The organism is Mucilaginibacter tolerans (assembly GCF_030519375.1).
In the GTDB taxonomy this organism is placed as follows: domain Bacteria; phylum Bacteroidota; class Bacteroidia; order Sphingobacteriales; family Sphingobacteriaceae; genus Mucilaginibacter.
This window is the reverse complement of record NZ_JAUMKB010000016.1, coordinates 44,817-62,752: the sequence shown is the minus strand read 5'-3', so window position 1 is coordinate 62,752 and position 17,936 is coordinate 44,817. Positions and strand designations below refer to the sequence as shown.

Genomic DNA, 17,936 nt, shown 5'->3' with positions numbered 1-17,936 from the left:
TCCTAAAAGTCGGAATAATCTGCCGGGTGAAGAAATATAATATCGGCCTTTGATACATTGTGCTGGTACTCCGGCTTTGCCACCAATGTCTTCCATTCCGGATCATCAGAAAATGCCTTCCAATGTTGCTCCCTGTCCTCTTTGCTATTAAACGTCGTCATGTACATCAGGTTTGGCTGATGACTTCCGGCAAGCACTTCGGCATAAAACACCGCATTAAACTTAAGCCGGTTAAACAATGCCGTTTCCCCTCCGTCATTAAACATTTTTACTTTGTTTACGTTCAGTTTTTCCGTCGGACTTTCATAGCTGCGCAGTTCATAAATACGATCAGCCTTCTTTGCAGTCAGTTGTGGAACCGTTGCCGCAGGCCATTTTGGAAATGCTTTCAAAATAATGGTCTCCATACGGGTATAGGGTTGCTCATTGTATGCTGCATCCAGATAATCTTTACCCGCTTCGAGCAATTCTTTATCCTGCATCAGGCCTTCTTCTACCTTCTCCATTTGTGCAACATTGTTGAAGGTGATCAAGACATACACTCGCTTATCTGTATCTTGTTCCAGGGTCCTGAAAACACCTACATTGCCTAACCCTTTGCGGTGTAATGCAGGGAGATAAGCATCTTTCAGATATTTGTCCAGCCTTTCCTGCTGGCTTGGTGTTTTTATATGATAAACTTTCAGCTCATAATACTGTTGACTGGCAGCACTTGCTTTTAGGATGAATCCCTGAACGATAAAAATGAGGATCAATAATGTTTTAATCAGCTTATTCATGGGTTTATTTTTTGTTTTTTGTCAGCCATTTATTTGCAAGCACCTGCATAAAATACCCGCCAACTACGCTGCGGGCCTGAAAGCCTACCATTCTGCCATCAGTCGTTTCGTGCCAGTCGCTCAGAGGAACTCTGGTAGTCGTTTCTGTGGCATATTTATAAATCGGATCGGTCAATGCTTTAAAGTTTGCGGGGTTATTAGCTAAAGTCGCTGTCCACATGATCCAGTCCGATTTCGTATAGGTTTTCCTGCTATCCAAAGGTAATCCGAATTTATTTTGTTTGGTTAGGTAATAAGTAATCTCTTTGTTATAAACGCTCTGAGGGAATAAGTTTAATCCCAATACTTTATCCCAAACCAGGTTATACTTCTGGCTCCAGCTATTCTTATTGCCAAACACCAGCGAATAATGATCACCTGCATTGTCGATATTCATCCAGTTTTTGACCATTTCAGCAGCAGTTTTGCGATATTTTTCTGCAACAGCTTTTTCTCCTAACCGGTCAGCCAAACGGGCATAGCAAGCGATCCCAACAATAGCTTTGGCAGAAAGGTTGGCATTATGAGCCAAATGTCCGGCAAAATCATCGGTACACAATTGATTTTCCGGATCGAAGCCAGCCTTCTCCAGGTATTTAACCCATTTGGTTAAAGTTGCCCAGTGTTTTTTGGCAAAAGCCGGGTTGTTTTCTGCTTTAACTATCGCTTCGGTCATTATGATCATATTGCCTGATTCCTCTACAGGCATGCCTTCACCATAGGTTTGGCCGTTGGCTAAAGGGTACGTTCCCAAGTCGTGCGCGGCGAAATCATCCTTAAACTTGCCGCTCTCGCTGTAATAGAAAATGCCGTTCAACATACCTTCCAAAAACTTTGGAGCATAAGCCAGGTAAAGCGGAGCTGATGGATAAGTTACATCGACGGTATTAATGGAGCCATTGCTGAAATTCTCTTTTGATAGGAATAATATCTCACCCTGCGGACTTTTAACTAATGCATGCGCAGCAATGCTTTGACGGTAAGCTAATACGCAAAGTTTCGCATACTTTTCCCCGCCGGCTTTCAATGCATCCTGGTAAATTTTAATGTTGAATGCCGTGCATTTTTTCATCACAGCGGCATATTCAATTGCAGCAATATTTAGTTCCTGGTCAATAGTCGCACCGCTGTTTTTCCACCATGGTTTTAGCTGCGTGCCGAAGTATTCTACTGCGTACAGGTCATCGTAGCCAAGCTCAACAAACTTCTCAGCATAAGTTGCTCCTACATTGCCAAAGGATAGGATGGTATTTAATGATAACTCCCGGCCTTTTACGGCCTCTTTACTCGTTGGGGCTTTAGTTAAAAATGGATTACCGATTTCTTTTTCGCTGCTGATGTATTGTAATACGCTAGCCGACTTTGGTGCAGCAACGTACATATACCCCCAGTCGATGCGGAGGTCATCGCCCTTTTTCTTTAAGATAGGTTGCTCTACAGTTCCTGCCTTTAGGATAGAAAGTTTGTTATCATCTGCCGATTCAGCCGCAACTTCCTGTGTCGGTTTGTTTACAGCAATCTCGGTAGAAGCACCGAAGAATACTTTTACATTGTGTTGCTTGCCATCATTCGAGCGGACTTTGTAGGTAATGTAGGATACCGGCCTTTGAAAAACCGCAAGATCGTTAAGTAGTAAAGGTGAAGTGAAAGTCAATAACAAATCGGCTTTGCCACATTTAAACTTATAATTTGTTTGTGTGGCAGTAACGGTTACGTTGGTTTGTACGGCTTGCTTGATGGTTTCGTCCGACTTTGTTTTTTCCTGTTCTGCCAGACCTGCATCAAGGAAGGTGTCACCACCTGTATTCTTACAATGTATCGCAAGAACGTTTGTTCCTTTCTTCAACACATTTTTGATTGGGAACATTTCAAAATCGCCATTGGCTCCTGGTCTGTCCAGTACCTTTTCACCATTCAGAAACACTTCCGCGTCGTCATCATGGCTCAATTTTAAAAAGAGCTTATATGCATCAGCATTGCTAATCTCAAAAGTGCGACGAATCCAGAGGTCATTTTTCCATACGGTTTTGCCTTTGGGCTTGCTATCTGCAAAAGGAGCAGCACCTGTTTCCCAGCCTTTGTCGTCAAATTTTTCTGATTGCCAGCCTTCGGCGGGTTGTGTTTCGGTGTATTTACAGTCGTAAGCCTGTTCATCTGCGGCAGGCAAAATAGTTTTGTACGATTTTGGCTCCTGTCCCATAAAACGGTACGCGTCACCATCCACTTTTATAAAACCTATCATCGATTGATCCTTGCCTGTCCAGTGTTTGGTAGGCGAATCATTCAATTGATCGGTAAACGACCAGATGCTGAAATAGGTGTTGTGAGTGATCAACGGATAAGCCGGAGCTTTCTGCATCTGTGCAAAAACAGAGATACAATACAATAGAAGAGCCGACAATAAGAAAGCTTTTTTCATGTTGGTAAGAAGTATGTTTTTTAGGTTATGAATGACAAATATAATCTAAAAAATGTTGGACAAACAGTTATTATGTGGCATTAACTGTCAACGACTGAATCATCAATATATTTGTTACAAAAGCAATAAAAAAGGGTCGCCAACCAGTTGGCAACCCTTTTTTATTATTTAGTTTTTAAGATTATAACTCGCGTATCCAAATGTTGCGGAAGCTTAACGGCTCACTTTTGTCGCCATGTGCTTGTAATTTGATAGGACATGCCCCATGAGCTTTGTACTCAGGTTTACCGATGTACAAGGTTGGGCCTTTCAACTCAAAATTATTTTCGACCAATACACCATTGAAGAATACAGTAGCATGGGCAGGCGTTTTAACAGTACCGTCTGTGTTAAATGCAGGTGCATTCCAAATCACATCATAAGTCTGCCACTCACCGGGTTTGCGGCCCGGGTTTGCGAGCGGAATAGCTTGTTTGTACAAGCTTCCTGCCATACCATTCACGTAAGTTTTGTTATTGTACGAATCCAAAACCTGCAATTCGTAACCTGCGTCACCTTTACCAGTTGATGCCAGGAACAATCCACTGTTGCCTCTTGCCTGTCCGCTACCAGTGATATTGGCAGGTACGCGCCATTCTAAATGCAACTGATAACTGTTGAATTTGCGTTTGGTTTCAATGTTACCGTAGTTCTTGTTCACGGTCAATATGCCATCAGCAACATCCCATTTTGCTGGCGAGCCATCAGCATTTTGAACCCATTCATCCAGATTTTTGCCGTCAAAAAGTATAATTGCATCCGAAGGAGCATCTTTAAAAGTTGCACCGGGGGTAACAACTTTGGGAATTGGTTCCCAAGTTTCGGTGTCTTCGGGTTTTGCTTGCTGCGCGAACGCCATAACAGCCCCTCCTGCTAACAGGGCGGTTAATATGATCGTTTTTTTCATCATTAATTTAGTTTGGTTTGAACAATTGGTATTATATGTTTAGTGTATTCTTCATGTAATAGCAGCTCTGGGTAATGCTCACAAACGGATCAATGTTGGTGAAGTTTTCCTGCTCCATCATAAAGTGTCTTACACCCGCAGCTTTTGCTTTCGGAATAATGGCCTTAAAATCAATACTGCCTTTACCTATTTCTGTGTTCAGATCGGTTTTTACTTTGTCTCTGTCTTTCACGTGGGCGAAAGCAAACCTTCCCGGATGTTTCGCCAGTATCTCAATAGGATTTTGACCCGCGCGAACTACCCAGAAAATATCCATCTCCATGTGTACCAGCTTAGGGTCAGTTTCTTTCAGGATAGTATCATAAAAGGTCGCACCTCCGCCAAGTGGTTTCCATTCAAAATTGTGGTTATGGTAGCCCAGTTTTAAGTTAGCTGTTTTTAAAAGATCAGCCGCTTTATTCATTTTTTCAGCTACAGTTTTGCACTCGTCAACCGTTTTGATGAATTCACCATTTAATGAAGGGATAATGATATAGCTTTGCCCGATAGTATTCGCCACTTCCATATAGCGTTTCAGATCTTCGGTATCACCCTTTCCAAAGAAAGAGTCGATGCCATAGTGACCGCTTGGTGAGCTCAGGCCATTATCTTTTAGAAGCTTGGCAAAATCTTTTGACTGTAAGCCCCAGTAGCCCGTTTTCGCATCATAGCCAAACGTTTCAACCTCTTTATAGCCAGCTTTAGCCACTTTGCCTATCACACCTTTTACATCCTTTGGCAACTGATCGCGCAATGAATATAATTGTATACCTGGTTTATGTACGGAAACAGCCTTCAGCAGCGATGGGGCGACAAATACTCCCGCCGTTGCTAATCCGGCCTGGGCCAGAAATTTTCTTCTTGTAGTCATTATTTATTGCTTAGATAGATTGGTTAAGTTATTACACATCACATATTTGAATCGCTTTGCGCAGCGATCCAATTTTATCTTTCTCCTTAGGGACAAATTCCTGTCCCACATAACCTTTAAAGCCGGTTGCAGCAATGGCTTTCATTACTGCAGGATAATACAATTCTTGCGTATCATCAATCTCGTGCCTGCCGGGTATGCCGCCAGTATGAAAATGAGCGATATATTTATGATAATCATTAATGTTTCTGATGATATCACCTTCCATTATCTGCATATGATAAATATCAAACAACAGCTTAAAGTTTTCAGAATTAATGCGTTTTGCCAACTCTACACCCCACTCTACGCGATCACATTGATAATCCTTATGGTCAATTTTGCTGTTCAACAGCTCCATGCATAAAACTACCTTATGTTTTTCGGCTAGCGCCACCAGCGGCTTCAGTCCTTCTTCACAGTTTTTCCAGCCTTCTTCATCACTTTTTCCCCTGCGGCTACCGCTAAAACAGATTAGATTGGTATAGCCGTTCTTTTCCACCAGTGGAATCATTTCGGTATAGTTTTTCTGCAAAGTTGCGTGGAACTGTTTATCACCGAAACCATCTGTGAGGTTGATTTCGGCTCCGTTGCACATCGGTGAATACATACCATGTTTTTGTAGCGTAGGCCAGTCCTTTGGGCCACATAGGTCGACTCCTTTGATGCCAATACTTTTAGACACTTCGCACAATTGGTCCAGTGTCAGTTCGCTGTAGCACCATGGGCTTACCGAGTGATTGATATTTCCTTTTAAAGGAGCAAATTCCTGCTCGTTATCGGCAGGCGAGGTGAACGATGATATCATTCCAGATGCGGTTATTGCGGCCGTGCCTGCAATCAGGTTCTTAATTGCCGACCGACGATTTTGTGAGTTATTCATTGGTTAGTTTATTTGAAAATTTGAAAGTGTGATAATTTGAAAATGATTTGCGGATCATGTGCTTGTTAATTTCCAAATCTTCAAATCGATACATTTTCAAATTAAGTTATATTTCCAGGTTTGCGGAAGGTTCCTCAATATCTAATCCTGGTTGTGTTTCTGTTTTGTTCTTATCGGTAAAAAGCAACATAAATAATAGCAATACCACTATTGCGATTCCACACGGCACCAACCAAATAGATTGCCAGTTATGTGAAGTCGGAGATGTTTGCCAGTGGCCAACTACCGATCCGGCGATCGAAAAGCCGATCAGCATACCCACGCCATATGTTGCCAATGTAATAAACCCCTGCGCTGCACTTTTAAAGCGATCACCAGCCAGTCTGTCTGTGTAAATATATCCTGTGACAAAAAAGAAGTCATAACAAACGCCGTGCAGTACTATGCCAGCAATTAACATCCAGTAATTTGCGCCTACGTCGCCATAAGCAAAACATACGTAGCGCAGCGCCCAGGCCAACATACCAAATGCAAGCATTTTCTTGACACCCAAACGCACAAAAAAGAATGGCATTAAGGCCATAAAGCCTAATTCGGAGAACTGTCCTAAAGTTTGAACCCCCGCGGCTGATTTCATACCTACTTCATTTAAGAAAGGATTGGTGAAATTGTAGTAAAATGCCAGGGGAATACAAATAGCAATCGATGCCAGGAAGAATACCAGGTAAGATCTATTCTTTAATAAGCCAATCGAATCAAGGCCTATAATATCACCAAGCGATGTTTTCTGACCTTTTTTTGCGGGCGGAGTATCAGGCAGGGTAAAGCTCAATAAACCCAAGCCTAAGGAAGCTATAGAAGCCATTAAGAATGTCGAGGATAACGCCCCTTTTTGCTCCCATTGCAGCCACCCAATGATCAATCCTGCAGCTATCCATCCACCTGTTCCAAAAATACGAATTGGCGGAAACTCTTTACTGGGATTGGCCATTTGTTTGAAGGAAACCGAATTCACTAATGCCAGAGTCGGCATATAAATGATCATGTAAGCCAATATACCCGGATAAAAACCACCAAAGTCGGGTGCTTTATATTCATAGTACATTAATGCTGCGCCAAACAGGTGCAAAACGCCCAGAATTTTTTGTGCAGAAAAATACTTATCGGCAATAAGGCCTACAATGAATGGGGCGATGATAGCTCCAAATGATTGTGTTGCATAAGCTGTTGCGCTTTGAACATCGGTCGAATGAAGTCCCTTGGTCAGATACGTGCCCATGGTAACAAACCATGCCCCCCAGATAAAAAACTCGAGGAACATCATCGTAGATAGTTTAACCCGGATACCTGCGGTCATGGTTTGTTTATTTGGATAAGAAGTTTATATCCCTATTTTTTCAAGGATAAAATATAATTAACCATTGATTTGGCGTCGCCCACAGAAATGGTTGGGTGCGGGCTCATTGGAACTGTTCCCCAGTGGCCGCTACCACCTTTAATGATTTTGTTAGCCAGCGTATCAGCATCCGACGAAGTATATTTTTTTGCCACATCTGCGAAGGCGGGGCCAATCAGTTTTTCTTGTTCTTTATGGCAAGTGCCGCAGTCTGATTTAGCAATCAATTGAGCTCCCGCTGCTGAAGGCGTTCCCGCAGTTTTCTCAGTACCGTTATGGCTTGCCGCTGTATCCTGCGCTGCATCGGAATTGCTTGCCGTAGCGGTTTTGTTAGCAGCTGATGTGCTGTCAGCTGATCCGCTGTTAGATTTACTGCCGCCGCAAGCAGCGAGTGCAAGGCTTAAGCCCAGAACGATGAATGTCTTTTTCATTTTAGAGGTTATTATAGCTTGATTAAATTTTAATTAAGCGCAATTTATAAATTTTTTAAACTACCGGATTAGCTATCGGTTGTGTTTTGTTTTTATAACGCATATATAATACTAAACCGCCAAAAGCTACTATTAATGCGATCGGAATAACCAGTGTTGTCTGTAATATTTTTTGTCCTGCAAAGCTGTTATCACCATTTGCCTCTTTAACAATGTTATCATAATATGAGCCCATGAATATGGTGTAGATAGATACAGCAAACATACCAGCACCGCCCATCAGGTTTAAGCCAACTGCACCTGTTTTTGGCAGGTTTTGATTGACAAACCCAAGCATGGTGGGCCAAAAATAACAAACCCCCATACCAAATATAACAGCCGCACCATATATTGCCGGACCAGTTACGGTACTTAGCAGATATATTCCTAAAGCAGCCAATGTAGTTGATATTAACAATAACACCTGTGGTGGAAAAAGTTTTAATACAGGTTTGGCAAATGCGCGGCCAACCACCATTACACCAGTATCGAGTGTTAATATAAGGATCGCATTGTCAGTGACATTCTTTAACAATACATCTATCCACTGTCCAGTAAACAATTCGGTTATAGCTGTTCCGAACATACAAATGAACATGAAAATAAATAGTGGGTTCCAAAGCGCCCGGTACATTCCTGCAGTTGAAACACCGGAAGCAACCCTTTCGGTAACAGGGAAATCCAGTTTAGAGAATAGATAGCCATATACCAACGTAGGAATAAGCATTAAGCCTACCTGTATCTGCCAGCCCAAGCCAATCTTATTCAACAGAAGCACGATCAATGTGCCAATCACTATGCCTCCGGGAAACCATAAGTGAAAGTGATTCAGTTTGGTTGTTTTATTATCGGTATATAACGAAGTTACCAAAGGATTACACGCTGCCTCAACTGTCCCGTTTGCAAGTCCGACTAACAGAGTTGAGATATATAATGTCCAAAATCCCTGGGCAAAAATTGTTAATAGTATCCCTGCCAGATGGAACAAGAATGCCATTACCAGCAATCGTTTCATTCCGATGATATCAACTATAAAACCACCGATGACTACAGCTATAGGGAATCCATAAAAAGCAGTTGCGGTGATTGAAGCTAATTGTGCTTTATCCAACTGAAAATCGGTGCCCAGTTTATTTAGGATGCCGGCACGAATACCAAATGACAGTGAGGTAACTAAAAGGGACAAACAACTTGCCCGAAAGAGTTGAGTACGGTTTATAGTCTGCATGAATTTTATTTTAGGGTTATATTGGTTTCTTTAGTTTAATTACAAGGCGATGATTATTCTAATCCCAGTAACCTGCGATTAAAAGTTTCGTCTGATCCGGAGGCGGCAAAATCATCAAATGCTTTTTCCGTTACCCTTATAATATGATCTTTAATAAATCCGGCACCTTCTCTTGCACCATCTTCCGGATGTTTCAGTGCGCACTCCCACTCCAGCACAGCCCATCCTGTATAATCATATTGAGTCAATTTACTAAAAATACTTTTAAAATCAACCTGACCATCCCCTAACGAACGGAAACGACCTGCACGTTCAACCCAATTCTGGTAACCGCAATAAACACCTTGCTTGCCCGTTGGGTTAAACTCAGCATCCTTCACATGGAACATTTTGATCCGCTCATGATAATTATCAATGTATTCCAGATAATCGAGGCATTGCAGTACAAAGTGTGAAGGATCGTACAACAGGCAGGCACGCTTATGCTGATCGACATGATCCAGGAACATTTCATAAGTAATGCCGTCATGCAAATCTTCACCCGGATGAATTTCGTAGCATAAATCGATACCACACTCTTCGTAATAATCTAGTATAGGTCTCCAGCGTTTGGCTAATTCTTTAAAACCAGTTTCAACCAAACCGGCAGGGCGTTGCGGCCACGGGTAAACCATTGGCCAAAGCAATGCACCGCTGAATGTAACAGACGCATTCAATCCTAAATTTTGCGATGCTTTAGCTGCATATTTAACCTGCTGAACAGCCCATTTCTGACGTTCAACAGGATTATTTTTATAAGCTTGTGGTGCAAATGCGTCAAAAAGGGTATCGTAAACAGGGTTTACAGCAACTAATTGCCCTTGTAAGTGGGTAGACAATTCCGTGATTTCTAATCCACAAGAATTCACCTGCCCTTTTATCTCATCAGCATAAGTTTTGCTTTCGGCTGCTTTTTGAAGATCGATAAAACGGGTATCATTTGTAGGCAGTTGCACGCCCTTGTAACCAAGGCTCTTTGCCCATTTACATATCGATGTTAAGTTATTAAACGGTTCCTGGTCGCCGATGAATTGCGCCAAAAAGATTGCCGGCCCCTTGATGGTTCTCATAATGCTTAATTAATAACGTAATCAGTCCATTTTTTATCCGACTGGCTTGAAGCAACAACATTGTCGATAAATGCCATTCCTCTTATACCGTCTTCAATACCCGGAAAATCCAGCCATTCTTTGTGCGGCTCTTCGCCATTCAGTTTGGCACTCAGACTCAAAGCGAAATTGCGGTAAAGGTTGCCAAATGCTTCCAAATATCCTTCAGGGTGACCTCCCGGAGTACGGCAGTTGTGCGTAGCATAGGTTGATTCACGATCTGAATAGTTATTGCCTGCACGGAAAGTCTGGGCAGGTTTATCGCTCCACCTAACAGTCAGAGTGTTTGGCTCCTGTTGTGCCCATTCCAAACCGCCATTTTCGCCATACACACGAATCTTCAAAGCATTTTCTTCGCCGGCAGCTATCTGCGAGGCGGTAAGCACACCAGTCGCATTCTGTTCAAACCGCAGCAGTATGCCACCGTCGTCGTCCAGTAAACGGCCCTCAACAACAGTATTTAACGAAGCACACATTTGTGTGATCTTCAATCCTGAAATATATTCGGCTAAGTGAGCAGCATGTGTCCCTATATCACCCATACAACCGCTTTTGCCCGAGCGTTTAGGGTCAGTTCTCCATGCGGCCTGCGCATTACCTTCACGTTCTGAAAGTTTGCTCAGCCATCCCTGGTGGTATTCAACATATATTTTACGGACTTTACCCAAAGCGCCGCCTTTCACCAGCTGGCGGGCCTCTTTTACCATTGGATAGCCTGAATAAGTATGCGTCAGTAATAACATTAATCCGGTTTCTTCAACCTTCTTTTTCAGTTGTTTGGCTTCATCCAGGGTAAAAGTTACCGGCTTCTCAATCACCACGTTAAATCCGTTATCCAGTGCCATCATGGCCGGACCAAAGTGCGCGAAATTCGGGGTAACGATTGTCACAAAATCCATGCGTTTGTCTGCAGGCAGCCGAGCCTCGGCAGCTATCATTTGTTCGTAACTGGTATAGGTTCTGTCTTCGGGCAGGAAAAGCATTTTACCGCTTTCTTTTGCTACATCCTCGTGAATGCTGAGTGCACCGCAAACCAGCTCGATCAGCCCGTCCATGTTTGCAGCAATGCGATGTATGGCACCAATAAAGGCGTCTTTACCGCCGCCAACCATACCCATGCGCAATTTTCTTTTGCTCATAAATAGTGTAGTAGTTTTAGTTTAGTAGTTGAATGGTTGATTAAGTTAGATTAGGTCGATTAAGTTCAAATCGAAATAAATTTCAAAACTAAACTCAATCAACCTAATCAACAAGTCACTTAATCAACTAATTATCACGACAACGCCCAGGCCTTATCACCTTTTTTGTAAGGGATGCAACCGTCAAATCTTCCTGGTACCGGTACATAGCGTAATGCTTTTGTACATCCCACTTCAGATGTAAAGTAACCTAACAAGGTAAGTTCTTTGATCATTCTGAAATAATGGTTAGGATCTTTCGGTTTTTTAGTTTTTGAGTATTCCTGTTGTTCTTTATCCAGATCGGTTAACAATGCGGTGCGCTGGGTGGCGTCCAGATCCATAAATTTCTTGCTGAATTTTTTGTTAGCAGCATCATCAATTTTATCCAGGCCTTTTAAGAATATATCCTGATCAGCAGGTTCGTAACAATCTCTTACCATTACCGCCATAAAGTTGCCTACATCAGCAGCCTTTGCACCAGGGGTACTGGTAGTTGGTAAAATAGTTTCACCTACCTCGTTCAAGAAAGCTACGTGATCTGTATTGAACAGATCTTCTACCTTGGCAGCCTTTGGTTTACAGCCCGATAAAAGATATTCGGCACCTATAAGGGTTCCGCCCATGATCAGGGCCACCCTGCCGATTGCGTCTCTTCTATTCATTTCTTTAGTTGATTTATTGAATTAATGAAATTACTGATTTATTAATTGGTTTGCGGGACTAAATATAGTTTTTAAATTTATGCTTTTAAAACAAATCCTTCCCTATAGTTACGTTTTACGTATTCGTTTACTGCATCAAAATTGCTCACTTTCATAGCATTGTTATCCCACTCGTATTTGATTTGACCACCTCTAAGGTCATGCCCGCGAACAGCTAAGTTGGCCATCAGCAAAGCTTCGGTCAGTGGGCCTGCTTTTTCAAACGATGAACTCATCTCCATCTTACCATAACCGGCAATACAACCTTCTACCCATTGTGCATAGTGACCTTCGGCACCGTGTGGCACCCTATCGTATTTTTTAGGTACGGTTACTTCTTTAGTACGAGCCAAAGGCAACAATGTCGCTCCGTCAGAATAAGTGCTGGCATACATTTTCCCTTTGGTACCGATAAACAACGTACCGTTGCCTTGCTCACCAGGGAAATGCTCGTTTGGCCCTAATTCTTCAGGCCTTTCAGGCTGAATACCTCCATCCATCCAGTGAAGGGTTACATCGCCCTGAGTCTTACCCGTTTTAGGGAAAGTCATCGTAATGTGGCTCGATGGCGGACAGCTTTCCGGGAAGTGCCCCTGCTTAAATTCATCAACAAACACCGTCCCTACACTAGCCTGCACATCCTTAACATATTGCAAGCCCAATACCCTGAATGGTGCTTCAACCAGGTGACAGCCCATATCGCCTAATGCGCCTGTGCCGTAATCCCACCAGCCGCGCCAGTTAAACGGAACTAGTTTATCTACATAGTCTTTTTTCGGAGCCGTTCCCAACCAAAGATTCCAATCCAGTTCTTTTGGAATATTGGGCTGCGGTGAAGGCCATGCGATGCCTTGCGGCCAAACCGGGCGGTTTGTCCAGCAATAAACAGTATGCACATCACCAATGATACCTGCATCATACCATTCGGCCATTTGACGCGTTCCATCATTTGATGAACCCTGGTTACCCATTTGCGTTACCACCTTGTATTTTTTGGCAGCTTCCGTTAGTAAACGTGCTTCCCAAATATCATGGGTCATTGGTTTTTGAACATATACACCTTTACCCAACTGCATTGCAGAATAGGCTATGATAGCGTGGTTATGATCGGGAGTTGACACCGAAACGCCGTCTATGTGTTTATGCTCTTTATCCAACAGCTCGCGCCAGTCTTTATAGTATTTAGCTTTAGGGAAATTTTTAACACTGGTGGCAGCCTGGCGATCATCCACATCACACAAATAAGCAATATTGGCTTTGCCGCTCTTGGCAAAATTTGCAATATCACTCTGCCCTTTGCCACCTGCACCCACACCTGCAACCTGTAACATATCACTTGGTGCAATAAAACCTTTGCCGCCTAAAACGAAACGCGGAACAATCATAAAGCCCGCAGCAGCGAGCGAAGTATTCTTGATAAAATCCCGCCTTGTGGGATTTTTAGGGGCATCTTTTGGTTCTTCAGTCATTGGTATATGTTTTAATAATTAGTGATTTACTGAATTAGTGAATTAGTGATTGGACCGTTGATTAAGGTGATTAAGTGATATCTTATATTCGATATCAACTTCACCTAATTAACTCATCTCTGATTAACTGATCTCTAACTTAAATATTCCCTTTCTTAAGTTCCTCCACTGCATGGTTAGCAGCACGGGCTGTTAATGCCATGTAAGTTAATGATGGGTTCTGGCAGGCAGTTGATGCCATAGCTGCGCCATCCGTAACGAACACGTTTTTAGCATCCCACACCTGGTTCCATTCGTTCAATACAGAAGTCTTAGGATCACGGCCCATACGAGCGGTTCCCATTTCGTGGATTCCACGGCCCAATACAGGCTCGCTGGTAAACGTATGCACATTTTTCACACCGGCTGCTTCCAGCATTTCTTTAGCATCATTAGCCATATCGATACGCATTTTCAGCTCATTATCCTTACAGGTAGCGTCAATGGCCAATACAGGGAGCCCCCATTTATCTTTTTTGTCTTTATCCAGGTAAGCACGATTTTCATGATACGGCAAGGTTTCGCCAAAGCCACCCATACCGAAAGTCCATTGTCCTGGCTCTGATAAAGCATCTTTAAATGCACCTCCAATGCTCATTTCAGGAATGCTTCTGCCCCACTCGTCGCGGCCTCCGCCACCCTGATAACCAAATCCGCGGATATAATCGCGTTTTTCGCCGTTCAGGTTTCTGAAACGTGGAATATAAATACCATTAGCACGACGGCCGAAGTAATATTTGTCTTCGTATCCTTCAATCACACCGCCGGCACCTACGCCTAAGTGGTGATCCATCAGGTTATGTCCAAGCTCACCGCTGCTGCTGCCCAAACCATCAGGCCAGATATCGGTTGCAGAGTTCATCAACACCCATGCAGAGTTTAATGCTGAAGCGTTTACGAAAACGATTTTTGCATAGTACTCATAAGTCTTGTTAGTTTCTGCGTCCAGCACCTCAACGCCTTTTGCCTTTTTGGTGTCTTTATCGTACAATATCTTGGTAACGATAGACCATGGCCTTACGGTCAGGTTACCGGTTGCCACAGCTGCAGGCAAGGTTGATGACTGTGTACTGAAATATGCTCCGAACGGACAGCCTAACCAGCATTTGTTGCGATACTGACAGTTAGTACGGCCCGGAAGCGGCTTGGTGATATTGGCAGTACGGCCAATGATCATATAACGGTTATGTTCTTTATAGAATTTATTGAAACGCTCAGCCACGTCCTTTTCCACGCAGTTCATTTCCATTGGCGGCATAAAGTTGCCATTGGGAAGAATAGGCACGTTGTCCTTATTACCAGAAATGCCAGCAAAACCCTCTACATAGGTATACCATTGTTCCAGGTCTTTATAACGGATAGGCCAGTCAGTACCAATACCATCTTTCAAGTTAGCTTCAAAATCTGTATCGTGCCAGCGGTAGCTTTGACGGCCCCACATCAGCGAACGGCCGCCTACGTGGTAACCACGAAACCAGTCGAACCGTTTTACTTCTACATACGGGCTTTCTTTTTCATCTACCCAGTAATCAAGGTTGGTTTCATTTAGCGGATAATCTCTTTTCAGGACCGGATAGTCATGGATCATCTTTTGCGTCCGCCCACCACGATGTTCAAATTCCCATGGAGCCTTATTGGCGTTTACATAATCCTTAACGTGTTCGATGTTACGACCACGTTCGAGCATTATGGTCTTCAATCCTTTTTGAGTAAGCTCTTTTGCTGCCCAGCCGCCCGAGATACCTGAGCCAATGACGATCGCGTCATATGTGTTTGTAGACATGATTTTTTAGTTAAAATTGGTTAGTCCGACTAATGTATAAAAAATAAATTTCGTTCCTATGTATCATTGTGTTTTTTTAACACAATATTGGCTTTTTAGAGCCCTATGGGTGATTTTACCCCATTTTATATAAGCTCTTGAGGCCAAAAACCGACCTAAATATTGCCCTTTTTCATCTCAGAAATAGCATAATCCGCCGCTCTTGCTGTCAACGCCATATAAGTGAGTGACGGATTCTGACATGAAGTAGACGTCATGCTCGCACCATCCGTTACAAAAACATTTTTACAGGCATGCATCTGATTCCAATTGTTCAATACCGAAGTCTTCGGATCAAGGCCCATTCTGGCGCCACCCATCTCATGAATGTCCAAACCGGGTGCCCGGCGATCAGTCTCCGCCTTAATATTTTTGAAACCTGCACTGGTAAACATTTCCGTCAACTGCTCTACGTAATCCTTCTGCATTTTCATATCATTATCATCATATTCGACAGAGATTTTGAGCAGAGGTACTCCCCAGGCATCTTTCCGGCTCGAATCAAGTGCCACGAAATTGCTTTCTTTCGGAATAGTTTCACCCATCATGTGTGACCCTACATACCATGGCCCATATTCCTTGCTTGACAGGCCGGCTTTAAAATCCTGGCCTACATCTTCATGGCTATGTTTATAACCACGATAAGCGCCTAAACCGCAGGCATACCCACGCAGAAAATTAGTTTCCTGTTTAAATACATTTCTGAAACGTGGGATATAACCGCCGCCTGCCGGGTTACGACCGTCTGTAGCCCATTCTTCAAAACCTTCAACCTCAGCACTGATATGTGCAGAATAATTATGGAAAGCTACATATTTACCCAATACACTACTGTCATTACCCAAACCATTAGGAAAACGATGTGAAGTAGAGTTTAGCAAAATAAGATTGGTATTTAAAGCTGCGGCATTTACGAAAATGATGCGGGCGTAATAATCTATAGTTTCTTTGGTATTAGTATCTATTACACGAACGCCTTTAGCCTCGCCTTTTTGCTCATCATAAATTATGGATTGTACTACTGAGAAGGGCCGTAAGGTAAGATTACCTGATTTTAACGCCCATGGAATGGTTGATGCATTAGCACTGAAATATCCCCCAAAGGGACATCCGCGCTGGCAAAGGGTACGTCTTTGACACTGTGCACGCCCCTGATCCAGATGTATCTGATTAGGAGTCGACAAATGAGCGCAACGCGCACTAATTACATGGCGGTTTTTATATTTTTCTTTAACGTGCTTGCTGAAATAAGTTTCAACTGCATTTAAAGGGAACCCGGGCAAAAACTCACCGTCAGGCAGCACATCCAGACCATCTTTATTGCCTGAAATACCAGCGAATTTTTCGACGTAGCTATACCATGGAGCAATATCTTTATAGCGTATAGGCCAATCAACTGCAAAGCCGTCGCGTGCAGGACCTTCAAAGTCAAAATCGCTCCAGCGTTGGGTTTGACGCGCCCAAAGAAGGGATTTACCACCTACCTGGTAACCGCGTATCCAGTCGAAGGGCTTTGTTTGTACATAAGGATGCTCATTATCCTTTACAAAAAAGTGCATGGCGTCTTCCTTGAAAGCATAGCAGCGGTTCACTACCGGGTTGGCTTCTTGTATATCCATCGGTACCTCTCCCCTGTGTTCAAACTCCCAGGGATACATGTTGGTCGTCGGATAGTCTTTCAGATGTTTTACGTCACGGCCACGCTCCAGCATCAACGTCTTCAGTCCTTTGCCGGTTAGTTCTTTTGCTGCCCATCCGCCACTCATCCCCGAGCCTATCACGATCGCATCAAAGGTGCGTTCTTTAGCGCTATCTATATTTAAATTAGCCATTCTTCGCTACTGCCTTCCCATTTTTTACCGGATACCATGCATTGTATCTACCAGGCACCAATTCATAAACAATTTCTTTAGTCATGAAATACTTCGACTCGGTATACCCAAACACCGTCAATCCTTTTACAGTCTGGTAAAATGCCTGTAGTTCTTTAGAATAAGAATTATCTTTTTTCTCAAAACTTTTCAGCACATCTTCCTTTTCTTTCTTATTACACTCGGCAAAGGGCTTGCTAAACATCTTTTTCGGCACATCTTCAAACTCAGCCATGCCTTTCAAAAATGCTTCCTGGTCTTTCTTTTTGGTGCACTCATCCACCATTTTCATAACAAAGCCATACAGGTTCAAATCGGTGGCGCCGGGTGTGTTAGTTTTTGGAATAATAACTTCAGCAATATCGGTTATCAGTGTTTGCTGATCGAATGTGATATCAAAATGTTTAAAATGAGCGGATGGATTGCTTTTGGAACAACGGGGTAAAAGCACTGCACCACCTATCACTAAAGCCAGATTCTGGATCGCTGTACGCCTGTCCATCTTTAAAATTGGTTACTAAATTGGTTGGGCTTTTCTCTCAAAAATAGCCGGGCACAATATAGATGTATAATTGACATTATTAAAACAGAAACGG

The 17,936-nt window shown here is 43.0% G+C and carries 15 protein-coding genes; all 15 read right to left on the bottom strand.

The features are described from left to right. Positions 1 to 2: 2 nt before the first annotated feature. Positions 3 to 779 carry an NIPSNAP family protein gene (locus Q3A68_RS18915; protein ID WP_302902690.1) on the bottom strand — a complete coding sequence of 259 codons (777 nt, stop codon included), beginning with the start codon at positions 777 to 779 and terminating at the stop codon, positions 3 to 5. Between the two features lie 4 nt (positions 780 to 783). After that, positions 784 to 3,237: a glutaminase family protein gene (locus Q3A68_RS18910; RefSeq protein ID WP_302902689.1), complete on the bottom strand. Its 2,454-nt coding sequence runs from the start codon at positions 3,235 to 3,237 to the stop codon at positions 784 to 786. A gap of 181 nt (positions 3,238 to 3,418) precedes the next feature. After that, positions 3,419 to 4,186, bottom strand: a complete 768-nt coding sequence (locus tag Q3A68_RS18905; protein ID WP_302902688.1) for a 3-keto-disaccharide hydrolase — start codon at positions 4,184 to 4,186, stop codon at positions 3,419 to 3,421. A 28-nt stretch (positions 4,187 to 4,214) separates the two neighbouring features. Beyond that, positions 4,215 to 5,093 (bottom strand): sugar phosphate isomerase/epimerase family protein, encoded by an 879-nt coding sequence (locus Q3A68_RS18900; RefSeq protein ID WP_302902687.1) that lies wholly within the window; start codon positions 5,091 to 5,093, stop codon positions 4,215 to 4,217. A 31-nt stretch (positions 5,094 to 5,124) separates the two neighbouring features. Beyond that, positions 5,125 to 6,015, bottom strand: coding sequence for a hydroxypyruvate isomerase family protein (locus tag Q3A68_RS18895; protein ID WP_302902686.1), 891 nt, complete (start codon positions 6,013 to 6,015; stop codon positions 5,125 to 5,127). A gap of 106 nt (positions 6,016 to 6,121) precedes the next feature. Then, positions 6,122 to 7,372, bottom strand: a complete 1,251-nt coding sequence (locus tag Q3A68_RS18890; protein WP_302902685.1) for a nucleoside permease — start codon at positions 7,370 to 7,372, stop codon at positions 6,122 to 6,124. Between the two features lie 32 nt (positions 7,373 to 7,404). Then, positions 7,405 to 7,842 (bottom strand): c-type cytochrome, encoded by a 438-nt coding sequence (locus Q3A68_RS18885; protein WP_302902684.1) that lies wholly within the window; start codon positions 7,840 to 7,842, stop codon positions 7,405 to 7,407. A 55-nt stretch (positions 7,843 to 7,897) separates the two neighbouring features. Beyond that, on the bottom strand, positions 7,898 to 9,109 hold the full coding sequence (locus tag Q3A68_RS18880; protein WP_302902683.1) for an MFS transporter: 1,212 nt from the start codon (positions 9,107 to 9,109) through the stop codon (positions 7,898 to 7,900). Positions 9,110 to 9,162: 53 nt separating this feature from the next. Continuing rightward, a complete protein-coding gene (locus tag Q3A68_RS18875; protein WP_302902682.1) occupies positions 9,163 to 10,218 on the bottom strand; it encodes a sugar phosphate isomerase/epimerase family protein in 1,056 nt (351 codons plus the stop codon). A 5-nt stretch (positions 10,219 to 10,223) separates the two neighbouring features. Next, complete coding sequence (locus tag Q3A68_RS18870; RefSeq protein WP_302902681.1) at positions 10,224 to 11,396, bottom strand: Gfo/Idh/MocA family protein; 1,173 nt, start codon at positions 11,394 to 11,396, stop codon at positions 10,224 to 10,226. 134 nt (positions 11,397 to 11,530) lie between these two features. Further along, complete coding sequence (locus Q3A68_RS18865) at positions 11,531 to 12,100, bottom strand: gluconate 2-dehydrogenase subunit 3 family protein (protein WP_302902680.1); 570 nt, start codon at positions 12,098 to 12,100, stop codon at positions 11,531 to 11,533. Positions 12,101 to 12,177: 77 nt separating this feature from the next. Further along, positions 12,178 to 13,608 (bottom strand): Gfo/Idh/MocA family protein, encoded by a 1,431-nt coding sequence (locus Q3A68_RS18860; protein WP_302902679.1) that lies wholly within the window; start codon positions 13,606 to 13,608, stop codon positions 12,178 to 12,180. 139 nt (positions 13,609 to 13,747) lie between these two features. Next, positions 13,748 to 15,430, bottom strand: a complete 1,683-nt coding sequence (locus Q3A68_RS18855) for a GMC oxidoreductase (protein WP_302902678.1) — start codon at positions 15,428 to 15,430, stop codon at positions 13,748 to 13,750. 155 nt (positions 15,431 to 15,585) lie between these two features. Next, on the bottom strand, positions 15,586 to 17,301 hold the full coding sequence (locus Q3A68_RS18850; RefSeq protein WP_302902677.1) for a GMC oxidoreductase: 1,716 nt from the start codon (positions 17,299 to 17,301) through the stop codon (positions 15,586 to 15,588). Further along, positions 17,294 to 17,842 (bottom strand): gluconate 2-dehydrogenase subunit 3 family protein, encoded by a 549-nt coding sequence (locus Q3A68_RS18845; protein ID WP_302902676.1) that lies wholly within the window; start codon positions 17,840 to 17,842, stop codon positions 17,294 to 17,296. Before Q3A68_RS18845 ends, Q3A68_RS18850 begins: the two co-directional genes overlap by 8 nt. Positions 17,843 to 17,936 lie beyond the last annotated feature (94 nt).